Source organism: Chryseobacterium sp. CBo1, assembly GCF_001693475.1.
GTDB lineage: Bacteria > Bacteroidota > Bacteroidia > Flavobacteriales > Weeksellaceae > Chryseobacterium > Chryseobacterium formosense.
The window spans coordinates 1-12,300 of record NZ_MAUH01000018.1 but is presented as its reverse complement, the minus strand read 5'-3'; the positions used below and the strand labels follow the sequence as shown (position 1 = coordinate 12,300).

The 12,300-nt window shown below is 35.9% G+C and carries 11 protein-coding genes; 5 read left to right on the top strand and 6 right to left on the bottom strand.

Going from position 1 to position 12,300, the window contains the following annotated elements; all coding sequences use genetic code 11:
* Positions 1 to 37: 37 nt before the first annotated feature.
* Positions 38 to 331 (top strand): hypothetical protein, encoded by a 294-nt coding sequence (locus BA768_RS11550; protein WP_123947106.1) that lies wholly within the window; start codon positions 38 to 40, stop codon positions 329 to 331.
* A 54-nt stretch (positions 332 to 385) separates the two neighbouring features.
* Positions 386 to 661, top strand: a complete 276-nt coding sequence (locus BA768_RS11545) for a DUF6520 family protein (protein WP_065720877.1) — start codon at positions 386 to 388, stop codon at positions 659 to 661.
* A 110-nt stretch (positions 662 to 771) separates the two neighbouring features.
* Here BA768_RS11545 and BA768_RS11540 read toward each other — a convergent pair whose 3' ends face one another.
* Positions 772 to 981 (bottom strand): hypothetical protein, encoded by a 210-nt coding sequence (locus tag BA768_RS11540; RefSeq protein ID WP_065720876.1) that lies wholly within the window; start codon positions 979 to 981, stop codon positions 772 to 774.
* Between the two features lie 181 nt (positions 982 to 1,162).
* Complete coding sequence (locus BA768_RS21290) at positions 1,163 to 1,321, bottom strand: hypothetical protein (protein WP_165601788.1); 159 nt, start codon at positions 1,319 to 1,321, stop codon at positions 1,163 to 1,165.
* 172 nt (positions 1,322 to 1,493) lie between these two features.
* Here BA768_RS21290 and nhaA point away from each other — a divergent pair, with 172 nt between their 5' ends.
* Positions 1,494 to 2,846 carry a Na+/H+ antiporter NhaA gene (gene nhaA / locus BA768_RS11535; protein ID WP_065720875.1) on the top strand — a complete coding sequence of 451 codons (1,353 nt, stop codon included), beginning with the start codon at positions 1,494 to 1,496 and terminating at the stop codon, positions 2,844 to 2,846.
* Complete coding sequence (locus BA768_RS11530) at positions 2,836 to 4,128, top strand: DUF389 domain-containing protein (RefSeq protein WP_065720874.1); 1,293 nt, start codon at positions 2,836 to 2,838, stop codon at positions 4,126 to 4,128. The genes nhaA and BA768_RS11530 overlap by 11 nt, the downstream gene beginning before the upstream one ends.
* A gap of 597 nt (positions 4,129 to 4,725) precedes the next feature.
* Here the strand turns inward: BA768_RS11530 and BA768_RS11525 are convergent.
* The gene (locus BA768_RS11525) at positions 4,726 to 5,091 is read right to left on the bottom strand and encodes a hypothetical protein (RefSeq protein ID WP_065720873.1); all 366 of its coding nucleotides are present in this window, start codon (positions 5,089 to 5,091) and stop codon (positions 4,726 to 4,728) included.
* Positions 5,092 to 5,493: 402 nt separating this feature from the next.
* Between BA768_RS11525 and BA768_RS11520 the strand changes: the two genes are divergently transcribed.
* Positions 5,494 to 5,874, top strand: a complete 381-nt coding sequence (locus BA768_RS11520; RefSeq protein WP_083206657.1) for a response regulator transcription factor — start codon at positions 5,494 to 5,496, stop codon at positions 5,872 to 5,874.
* A gap of 45 nt (positions 5,875 to 5,919) precedes the next feature.
* On the opposite strand, the gene BA768_RS11515 is transcribed toward BA768_RS11520, so the two are convergent.
* The 3 genes from BA768_RS11515 to BA768_RS11505 form a co-directional block, all read right to left on the bottom strand.
* A complete protein-coding gene (locus BA768_RS11515; RefSeq protein ID WP_065720871.1) occupies positions 5,920 to 8,430 on the bottom strand; it encodes an ATP-binding protein in 2,511 nt (836 codons plus the stop codon).
* 185 nt (positions 8,431 to 8,615) lie between these two features.
* Positions 8,616 to 11,135, bottom strand: a complete 2,520-nt coding sequence (locus BA768_RS11510) for a prolyl oligopeptidase family serine peptidase (RefSeq protein WP_083206656.1) — start codon at positions 11,133 to 11,135, stop codon at positions 8,616 to 8,618.
* Positions 11,135 to 12,300 (bottom strand): RagB/SusD family nutrient uptake outer membrane protein (locus BA768_RS11505; protein ID WP_065720869.1); only part of this gene is annotated, 1,166 nt, incomplete at its 5' end. The genes BA768_RS11510 and BA768_RS11505, both read right to left, overlap by 1 nt.

Genomic DNA, 12,300 nt, shown 5'->3' with positions numbered 1-12,300 from the left:
AGTAAAATCGGTAAAACTCCCGGATGGGAAGTATAAAATGGAAAAGCATCCTTTAAAAGTAAACGGATTTTCTACAGTATACCGCAAACTTCTTTTTAATCAATCCTTTTTGAAAGGAAGATATGAATCGGTAAAACGATGGAAAAATTCTAAAGTGGTAGACGTTTATAAAACAGATTCAAAACTGTACATAGGAAGTCTTTACCTGGAAAACCGCGGAGAAAATAAAGTCAGTGATATAATAGTAACCGATCAGTTTTTGTACGCCATCGCCGGGAATAATTTTATCCAGTACCAATTAACAAAGCCTTTATTACAGCATTTAAAATAAGGGGAAGCCGAAAACCTTTACCTAGAGTAGGCACCAATTCAAATCCTTTTTATTATGAAAAAGTTAATTTTTCCTGTAGTCCTAGTATTAATGGGCACAGGTTCAGCGTTTGCTACCAAAATGGTTAAAGAAAGCAAACAAGCCATTGAAGCCGGATACCGTCTTGTCAACCACGGTGAAGGCCAGTTTGAATGTATCAATGCAGACCAAGACTGTAGTAATGTTGCCTCCGGTAAAGTCTGTACCTGGAGTGCCGATCCTTCTGTTCAATTAAGAGCTGTAGGTTCTGAAACAATGTGTGGCGAACTTCTTTATGAGATTCAGCCCTAATTTAATCTTTGAAGGACGCCGTTGGCGTCCTTCTTATTATTTGTTTAATCTCATCAGAAAAAAATCTTTATGTGATTACTTGTAAATCGAAAAAATTTGAAACTAATTCACTACTTATCCTTTAATTTGGAAAAATATTGGTTTCCGATATTCACACCAGCAGAAATTACAAGACCTCGTATAAATGACCAAAATAATATTTCGTTTAATTTGCTCGTAGTATAATCTCCTACACTATAGAAATTAATTTCCATTATAAATAAAACAATGGTCATCAGAAATGTACCTAACAAAATTTTCTCGATTCGTCTTATATCCATATTAGATCGTATTTAAATTTCTTAATCAAATCAGCCAGATTATGTTTTTTTGAGTTGAGTTTATCAATAAAGATTGCTGCTTTTTGTAGCATCATCTTCACATTAAACTTTTTACTTTAAAGATAAAATTTAATTATTGAATGCAATCATAATTTAACATCTTAAGCATTCTCTATTTAAATCAGAGTATCAACCTTAGTTCACCTAATTCATCAACACGATAACTGAATTTCTCACCAGGACTGCTGATAAACATGAAATTTTTAGGAATATTCCAATCATTGCTTAGCTTTTCAACAAGTTCAGGAGTAAATTCGCCTCTAATTGTCACATATTCCATATCAACATCAGGATATGCCCTGTCTAAGATATGATGTAATAATAAAAATTTATTTTTTAAAAAAAGAAGATTTTGACTTAAAGAACAAGAACAAAAATTTACTTTTCACTTAAACCACAGTAAAACTTCACTCTTACTTAGATTTCTTAAATTTGCAGTCAAATAATTTTCTATGGACAATAACTACGCTAAAAAACCTATTGACAAAATCGTTCAACCTATGCAACGTTTCATACAACAGGAAAAGTCAGGAGGATTATTACTTGGTATCAGCGTTGTTATTGCATTAATCTTAGCAAATACATCGCTTTCTCATTCCTATCATGAAATTTTAGAACAATCTTTTGGATTCCGCTGGAACAATGAAACTTATTTCGAGTATAATATTCACCATTGGATTAACGATGGTTTGATGTCCATCTTTTTTTTTGTAGTAGGTCTTGAACTTAAAAGAGAAATTATTGGCGGCGAACTATCTGATTTCCGAAAAGCGCTTCTTCCGATTGTCGCAGCCGTTGGAGGAATGGTTATGCCTGCACTGATTTATTTGCTGTGCAATCCGTCCGGTGAACCTCATAAAGGATGGGGAATACCCATGGCAACAGATATAGCATTTGCTTTAGGAGTTTTGTATTTATTAGGTAACAGAATTCCTCTCGCTTTAAAAGTATTTTTGACTGCTCTTGCCATTGTGGATGATTTGGGTGCTGTACTGGTTATTGCATTCTTCTACACTTCAGACATCAATATGCTTTACCTGATTGTGGGTTTATTGATTCTAGCAATCATGTATTTAGGAAACCGTCTGGGAGTCCGCTCTATATTATTTTATGCGGTTTTAGGAATTTGCGGAGTTTGGACAACTTTTCTTTTATCAGGAGTTCACGCAACGATCGCTGCGGTTCTTGCTGCCTTCACTATTCCTGCAGATGTTAAAATAAAAGAAAATATCTTTATCGCAAAAATCACTGTATATCTGCAAAGGTTTAAAAATATTGACCCTACCGAAAATACTCCCACTTTAACAAATGAACAGCTTCATGTCTTAGAAAAAATGAATGAGGCCACACTGGAAGCTACTCCACCCTTGCAAAGACTTGAGCATGCCATGCATCCCGCAGTATCATTTCTCATTATTCCAATTTTTGCAATAGCCAATGCAGGAGTATCGTTAAGTATTGATTTTGAAAGTCTGTTCAACAATAATATCGCCTTAGGTACTGCTCTCGGACTCGTAGCAGGAAAAGTATTAGGAGTAGTTGGATTCAGCTACTTATTTATAAAACTTAAAATAGCAACAGTACCTGAAGGAATGACCTTTAAAAATCTTCTCGGGCTAGGCTTTCTGGCATCAATTGGATTTACCATGTCACTTTTTATCACCTCGCTCGCATTTTCTCATGAAGAGTATCAGACTCAGGCTAAAATTGGTATTTTCGCAGCATCCCTTATAGGTGGAATTATAGGATACATAATTTTAAGCAGAAATTCTCAAATAAATAATACAGACACAAATGATCAATAATATTTTTAATTTCATCAATCTTCATAATGGTGAAGAAAGAAAAGACAAAGTACTTGAAAACGTAACTGCCAACATTTCTTTCCGTGGATCCAATCTTTGGATTCTTGCCTGTGCCATTATTATCGCATCTGTCGGATTAAATGTAAACTCAACTGCGGTAATCATCGGAGCCATGTTGATATCACCATTAATGGGACCCATCGTAGGAGCAGGTTTTGCTTTGGGCACCTACAATTTTCCGTTGCTGAAAAAATCATTTAAAAATTTACTGATCGCAACATTTGTAAGCTTGACGGTTTCTGCCATCTACTTTTATGTAAGCCCTTTCAAAGATGTACAGTCAGAGTTGCTTGCAAGGACAGCTCCTAACATCTACGATGTCCTAATAGCTTTTTTTGGCGGCTTAGTGGGAGTTATAGCAATTACCAGAGTCGAAAAAGGAAATCCCATTCCGGGTGTGGCGATAGCGACTGCATTAATGCCACCATTGTGTACTGCCGGTTTTGGATTGGCAACATTCAATTTTTCCTATTTTTTCGGAGCATTTTACCTATACAGTATTAATTGTTTTTTTATCTGCATTGCTACTTTTTTTGTTGTTAAATTCCTTCAATATCCTTCATCTATTATTGACAACAAATATGAGAAAAGAATTAAGTATGGTATTTCAGTATTGATTTTAGTGATGATCATTCCAAGCTTTTATTTAGCTTACAATCTTTTTAATGAAAAAACATTTACAAAGACCGCAGAGGAATTTGTACATAAGGAATTTGAAAATAAAGGATTTACCGTTATTTATAAAAAAATTAATTATAACGCCTCACCTAAAATTATTGATATTGCCTTTCTCAACGAAAAGATCACCGCAGATGAAATTTTATCCTATAATAAAATACTTGCAGATTACGGACTATACGATACGAAACTTAATGTTAGACAAGACGGAACCGATATTAAATCTGAAATTCTAAGTGAAATCAGTAAAACAGACCGAAGTATTTCCGAGAAAGACCTGACTATTGCACAACTCAGACAAGAGCTTAATAGTTATAAAATTGCCGACTCCACTCTGCTTCAGGAAATTAAAATCCTGTATCCATCAATGCAAAACGTCACCTATGGAAAAACTGAACTCTACCCAGCTACTGACAGCGCGAGACTACAGTTTACCCTATTGTATACAGGTGATAAGATCGATCAAATACAACTCAAAAACTGGCTGCAGAAAAGACTTAAAGAGAAGAGTGTATTAATTATGAATACAGATGCCAAAGAATAAAGATTCCAGTTATTTAAACCGATGATTCTCTATTTATTTTGTATTTGCGTAAAGTTCCTGAAAAGTATTTTTTTTTTCAGTGAAATTCTTTTCTTAAGATCACTTAGAAAACAATTTTTTTTTTAATTGCTTTTAAATCATGGCTTAGTTAATCAAAAAAATAAACTTCGGAAACTATTTCATAAGTAATACTGTTAGTTCGAACCTTGTATTAGCATTATATATTTTTTTCAGTTCGGCAATATAATTCGTGACTGAGCTAATGCTGCAAGTTTTAAACTTATGTTTTTTTCAGATACTCAGATATTTCCTTTGAGCTATAGCCTTCCTGAAGTAACTCCCTTATTTTTTCTTGTATTCCATACAATCAATTTGCAGACCTAATTGCAATTTTTCTATTTAAACATTCATTCAGTATAAGACAATCTGTATTTTATCTGTATCCAATCTTTCTAAAAAGCATTCTTACAATTTGCAATTATCGAAATAAAGATTTAATCCATAAAATCGTGCTTTGAAATGCTGTGTTCTCAAAACCAATCCGTTTACAATTCAGAGCCTCCAAGAACTCGGCAAGATTTGAATATAAACTCTCTTTTAAAGTTCAATTTTTCTGTTGCGATTATCGAATATTGTAATGAATTCACGTGAACTGTCGTCCACTCCATTTTTATAACCTTTTATTTCCTTTAGTGTGATTTCCCTTTTAAAAAATAATAAATTGTAATAAAGTAATTTTTCATCGTAAATCTTTGCATTAATCAGTTCGTAATAATTGGTTTTCACCAGAAAATAAATCATTAAAAGGAAAATTACAATAAAATAGATAAACCAGAAATAAAGACCTTTTGAAATCATATTATCGTATGCTGCATTGCTAAATACAAATGGTAAAGAAAATGAAAGCAGCATGAGGATAAATCTAAAATACACAGTTAAAAGTCTTTTTATTTTTAATTTCATTTTATTAATTTTTCCATTTTTCTGTCAACATATCTCAAATGCGATATTAGACCGAAGGTAATATGATATGCAAAGATAAATTTTTAAATATAATAATAGCATAGGTTTCAAGCAGTTCATTTGGAGTTATAAGGTTTTGAGTTGTCTACTATAACTGCATTTAATTGGTTTTTTACAGGGTTATAACCGATAGACAGTTCCATGGTGACTTTCTTAACCATCAATATCACCTTCAGCATCTTCTTAGATTTCACGCGACTTTAAAATGTCAGCCTTCAGAGCAAAACACAGCTACGTAAGACAGCACATTAAGAAATGTTAATATTTGCATGATTTTTGATACCCAACAATTTGGCCTTAAACGACATCTATTATAGAACCTAGAAGTAATGGCTCAAAATTATGAAAACTGTTTTTATCCTAGAAGATGAAGCTGGTATCAGAGAAGTATTGGAAATATTATTAGAATCTGAAAATTACCTTGTTTCAACATTTGCTGACATTAAAGAATTTAACAGCAGAAATTTGACAATAGTTCCGGATGTTTTTATTCTGGATGTTATGCTCCCCGATGGAGTCGGTACAGATGTCTGCAACCAAATAAAAAATAATGTACGTACATCTGACATTCCTGTAATTATGATGAGTGCACACGCTAAAGCATTAGAAATGGAAAAAACCTGCAATCCAAATGCATTTATCAGCAAACCATTCGACCTTTCTGAGATACTTACAAAAGTTAAAAATTTAACTTCCGAAGCAAAATTAGGTTTGGTAATTTAACTTTTAAGGGTCAACTACATTCTTTACTGATATTTTTATATTTCTTTAGGAGGTAGTTGGTAACGTAAACCAAAATGTGCTTCCATGTCCTTCCTTACTTGCAACTCCTATTTGTCCCCCATGTCTTTCGATTATTTCTTTACAAATGTAAAGACCGATTCCAAAACCTTTCTTGTTTTTCATTGCTTCACTTTCAACTCTGTAAAAACGGTCAAAGATATAAGGATGATCTTTTTGAGGAATGCCCATCCCCTGGTCAGTCACTGATACATAAACTAAATTATTCTCTGTCACACATGCAATATTAATTACCGTGTCATTTTGAGAATATTTAACAGCGTTATTGATAAAGTTTAAAAGCACCTGTTCAATCTTGTCCTTATCCGCTTCAACCGGCGTAAACTCAACAGGTGCAAAGATAACTTTATGTGAAGTAATCGTCGCCAAAGATTCTTCTTTGGCGATCCGTACAAGATCTGCCATATCAAATGGGATCTTATTAAGCTGAAACTTACCTTCCCCCAATCTCGCTGTTTCTAAAAATCCATTGATCATAGCATCCATACGCTGTGTCTGTCTTGTTAATTTGGACACTGTCTCCGACATAAGATGATCACTATTTTTATCCGCTCTCTTTCCAAGGATGTACGCATAACCTCGAATAGCAGTCAGAGGGCTTCGGAGCTCATGACTTACCATTCCTATGAAATCGCTTCTACGCTGTTCATCCAGCTTCCTTTCCGTTATATCTGCAATTGTTCCTGAAAAATGAGAAATTCCGGGATTTATGGAGTTCGGATACAATTTCCCGGTAGCATATATCCAGCGAAACTTGTTGTCAGGTAAACAAATAATTGGATACTCCAACCCATAAGATTCACCCTTATTCATAGCTGCATCCATTGCGTCAACAACTTTTTGACGATGAGAATCTTCGATCTGATTTATCGTTGCATCATATGGCATTTCTTCGTCAGCATTAAAGCCGAATATTTCTTTCAAACGAGCCGATGCTGTGAATTCTCTGGTTTTTGGATTGATACGCCACGTACCTAGATTTGCAGAAGAAATAGCCATGCTCAAATATTCTTCATTATCCATTACCTCTTGGTGAAGAAGATAGCTTTCTGTGATATCTGCAAAGCTTCCAATAGCTCCTATAATTTTTCCATTCTGATCTTTCAACGGAGTAGAATTCATCCTTAAATAAATAGAATCTCCCAATAAGTTATCAACTAAAAAAACATAATTTTCAACAGGTTTACCCGTCTGAATAGCGACCGTTATCGGATGCTCATCATTAGGAAGCGGCGTACCGTCAAGTCTTCTGTTATTCCATTGAGGTGAAGAATTTTTTAGGTTCAACATGCTCAGCTCATCCACTTTGAAAATCTCCCGGTTTTGTCTATTGGTGTAGACAATACTTCCATTCTCATCTGTGATACCAATTCCCACCCCAACCGTATCAAGAATAGTTTGAAGCCTGTCCCTACTTTGAAAAAGTTCTATATTGCTTTTTTTTAATTTATCCTCTGCTTCACGCAACAGCGTGTTGGCTTTGATAAGATCTTCGTTTGAAGTAATAAGCTCCTGATTTCTTTTTTTTAATTCAGCTTCGCTACGTTGTAAAGCTAACTTGGACTTGACCTGATCAGTAACTTCTACAGCCATATCTATAACTCCCACGATCTGACCGTCTTCGTACAAAGGCGTGTAAGTAAAATTAAAGTAGGCGGTTTCGGTATGACCGTTACGCTTGAGTTTTACAGGCGTTTCATTTCCGTATACAGGTTTTCCAGAGCGGTAAATATCATATAAAAGATCGTAGGCGGGCTGTCCTTCCAGTTCCGGAATTACAGTTAGCAGCGGCAGGCCAATAATGTCATCACTTTTATCAAGAAGCTCAAGCATAGGAGCATTGGCAGTATCAATAAGTAACTCTGGGCCACGAAACAGGATGATAGCCGCAGGAGACTGCTCTATTACGTTTTTAAAACTGCTTTCACTTTTCCTATTATTTTCTTTCAGAGTTAGATTATCCTTTTGAGCCAATTCCAGTTCAATCACCCTTTTTTTAAGAGATAATTTATCAATAACCTGACGGGCTAATGTTCGAAGCGCTTTTTGTTGTGCATCGTTTAGTTTTCTCGGTTGATGATCTATAACACAAATAGAGCCTAATGCATATCCCTTTTCATTGACTAATGGCATACCTGCATAGAAACGAATATAAGGACTTCCGGTGACCAGTACATTATCCCTGAAACGAGGATCTTCCAATGCGTCTTCAACCTGCATCAGAATTTCAGGATGTTCAATGGCATGCGAACAAAATGAATGACAACGGTCCGTCTGTCTAGTATCAAGCCCATAATGAGACTTAAACCATTGTCTGTCTCCATCAACAAAACTAATTAAAGCAATAGGCGTATTACAGATAGACGCTGCCAACTCGGTTATGTCATCAAAATTCCTTTCTTCAGCTGTATCTAGGATATTGTAAGATCGAAGGGATTGGAGCCTCAACTGCTCATCTAACGAATTGATATCAGCCATTAAAATGTAATATATTTGATTGTATACCTAAAAAACACTTAACAAAGATAGAAAATATAAACAGTCCTTTCACAGTAAAACAATATGCAATTAATATATACTAAAACAAACTTTAAGCTATTCGTATAACCAAAGATAACGGACGCCTGAATTGCGTCCGTTACAAATAATTTTATAATTAATTTTCACTTTATCAAGATCTCCTTTTTAATCCAATCAACATCCTCCTTTCCCTTCAAAAAATAATCCCACCATTCCAAAACCCTTCGATTCAGATCAAAAGTTTCAGGGGTCATAATTCCCAAGCTGTGTGACTGATCCTTGTAGTGTAATGCAATAACAGGTTTCCTGTTCCGCAACAAACCAACGTAAAAAGATTCGGTCTGTTCAGGAACCACATTCGTGTCTTTTCTACCGGTCCAAAGAAGAATTGGTGCATTTACATTTTGTACAAAATTTATCGGATTATTATCATCATAAAGCTTTGGATTTTCGGCATAAGAAACATTCATCTCAAATTGCCCATCTTCAAACCTCGCATAATCAGGAACTTCAAACAATCTGTTGTAAGAAAAATAGCTTTGAACTGTATTGGCAACAGAAGCTCCTGAAACAAAAGCGGCAAAGCGCTTGGATTGTGTAGCGATAAAGTCGGTCTCATAACCTCCCATCGAATGCCCCGTCAATCCTACTTTAGAAAAATCAATAGTGGTATGATCCTGAATTGCATCCAAGGCTTTATTCACACAATCCAAAGCAGAAATACCCGTTCCCCTCTGATCGAACACAATATCCGGCTGAAATACAAAATAACCATGTTCAACCAAAATCCTTTTGCTGATTCCATCCTGTGCTACATCACCGTTTAGATAAGTTGAAGCAGCACTGGATTGCTGCTGATAAACCTTTACAACCATCGGATATTTTTTGTTAGGATCATAATCCACAGGATAAGTCAATATTCCTTTTAACGGTACCCCCAAAGAATTATTAAAGTGAACCACTTCCACTTTCATCTTATCCACCTTAACATCCTCTATATTGGTCTGATAAAGCAACTTCTTTTTACTGCCACTATTTGAAACTGAATACAACCCGTCAGGCAGATTAAAATTCTCCTCTATGGTAAAACCAGTCTTTTTACCACTACTCTGCCCAAAAGCAATTTTCTTGATCTTCCTATCAGTTTCAGGAATAAGAACCAATCTCTTATTTCCATTCAACTCCAACACTGATGTTGCACCTTTAAGCGTATTGTATAACTGCAAACGCAAAGGTTTACCCGTGTCTACCGTAACTGTATTGAACTTCGTCTCCAAAAGAGTAAATCCCATAATTACCTTCTTATCCATCAAAACAACCTCCGACTCCTTTGTAATATCCATACCACTCAAAACACCCGTTTTCAGGTCATAAGAATACAAATCTGTCTTTCCGCTAAAAAACAGTTTCTTGCCATCCAAACTATAAACAGGATTTCTTAAATCTGAACCTTTAACATCAGTCATCTTCTGACTGTGAAGATCAAACAATTTCCATATTTTCTCTTTTCTGTCAAAAGATACCGCATACCTCCCATCCGCTGAACCAAATATTTCAGAGGACTTCGGAAATATGAGCGAATATTTTGTCAATTGAGTATCATACAAGAACATATCATACTTCGGATTAACATTCACATAATCAAAAACTTCTTTGTTACTGAATGCCCACAAGTATCGGCTGTTATTCAGTGAAGTAAAGATTTCAAATCTATCCGTGGGAAGCTCATCAACAGTTCCAGAATCATTCATAAGATGCCAGAACCGATATTTAACCTTACCATTTTTTGTAAACCGAAGCTCCCTGTCCGTTCCGTACCAAATTTCAACCATTGGAGTTGCCGGAACCGGAATATGTGTTTCAGCACTAATCAAAAAAGATTCTCCATTCTGAACTTCAGTGACCTTCACGGTTTTCTCAGGAAGATTCTGCAACGCTGCAGGTGCAATTAATCTTCCGCTCTGACAATCCAAAATCTTCATCGATCTCAAGGAAGTCCCTTGTCCAATTTCACGAATACTCAAAAACTTCCCAGAAGGCATTAATTCAATCTTCTCAATAGAATTATCTGTCTCATACAAAGCCACAGCCTTCTTACCATCCCATCTCATTAAAGCAGAACTACCTTTCTCCGATTTAACTGAAAACACAATCTTCCCATCATCTCCCACCAGTTTATCAACATTGTCAATATCATACAAGAGACGCCCATCAGGATGAAAAACCTGCATCTTCCTTTGACTATCCAAGATGTAAAACTGTTTTAAATCTTTAATAATACCGCCATTAACAGCCGTATTATATTCAAATCTTTTCCCGGTTTTCAGATTGACAAAAACCGCTTTGCCAACACCATGAGCAAATAAATAATTCTTGCCTAAAAAATTCCGTGATAAATTATATCCTACAAGAGTATCTATTGCTTTTACCTTATTATGAGAAAAAACAAGCACTGTATCAACACTTCCCATATACGATTTTGTAACCGCAGCGTAAGAAACATCCTCATTGACCGTCAGCAGATTTAAAGAAGAAAACTGCGCTACCCATTTCTTGAGTCCCTCATCCGACATATCCTGTGCACTAAAGAAGGATACAGTACAAAATATCATCATCAACAATACCTTACTCAAGGCACGCTTAAACATCAGTCTACTCATCATTAGTATCCGGTATTTTGAGGATTAAGATTTGAATTAAGCAACAGTTCCTTTTGCGGAACCGGCCATACTCTATGAAACTCTTTCCAGTTCGGCTTGGTAGCCGTTAGCACATTTAAACGATCATTCCTTTTCAAATCCAGAAAACGGTGCCCCATCTCCGTAAAAAATTCCCTCCTGTTCTCATTCAGAATCTCCGTTAAAAGCAAATCCTTCCCGATTCCGGAACTCAATGTCGGAAGTCCCGCCCTTTGTCTTGTTTTATTCACAAAAGGTATAGCATCAGCCACATTGTTCTGCTGAGCCAAAGATTCAGCAAGAAGAAGATACACTTCCTCCAACCTGAACACAACAGAATACTCCAAAGTATTGGCAGAACGGAGCTTATATTTTTCAGCCCTATACCAGGTATTCCCACCAACCGTCACAGCAGACATCCAGTTCTGTTTTCTCAGGTCTCCCGTCGGAAAACTTCCAACCAAGGAAGAAGTCAGTGAAAAAGCAGTCGGTGCAGCATTCACAAAATAATAGATCGATGCCTCCTTCGTGGCATCCCCTGAATTCTTAGGCTTTAACTGCCAAAGAATATGTGTTCCTGACTTTTGAAAAACCTTCGTAATATCGTTCTGAAAAGTATACAGCGGACTTTGGAGAATATCCTTCAGCAAAACCTCTGCATGCATATATTTTTTACGCTGCATATACACTTTGGCAAGAATCATCTCAGCAGTTTTCTTGTTGACAAAAATTCGTTCAGCATTCCTATAGGAATCATTAAGCACTAACACAGCCTCCGACAGATCCATCTCCAGACGATCCAGCACCTCATCAGAAGCCGTCTTAGAAATCGTCTGATTGACCGAATAATTGGTCGTTACAGGATACGGAATATCACCATATATCTGCTGCAGATAGAAAAACAACAAAGAACGGATGGTTAAAGCTTCAGCTTTAATCCGAACCTTATCCTTCTCAGCAATTGCGGCTGAATTCTCAACACCTTCCAAAATACTGTTCGCATAATAAATCTTCTGATACGCAGCCGTCCAGAAAGAGTTCACAGGAATACTGGAATCAATCAGCGTATTGTTAAAAATCTCAGGAAAACCATTATTGGTTGCCGTCGTATGATACGTCAGGTCATCAGTATACATTCCCAAAAGCCTTC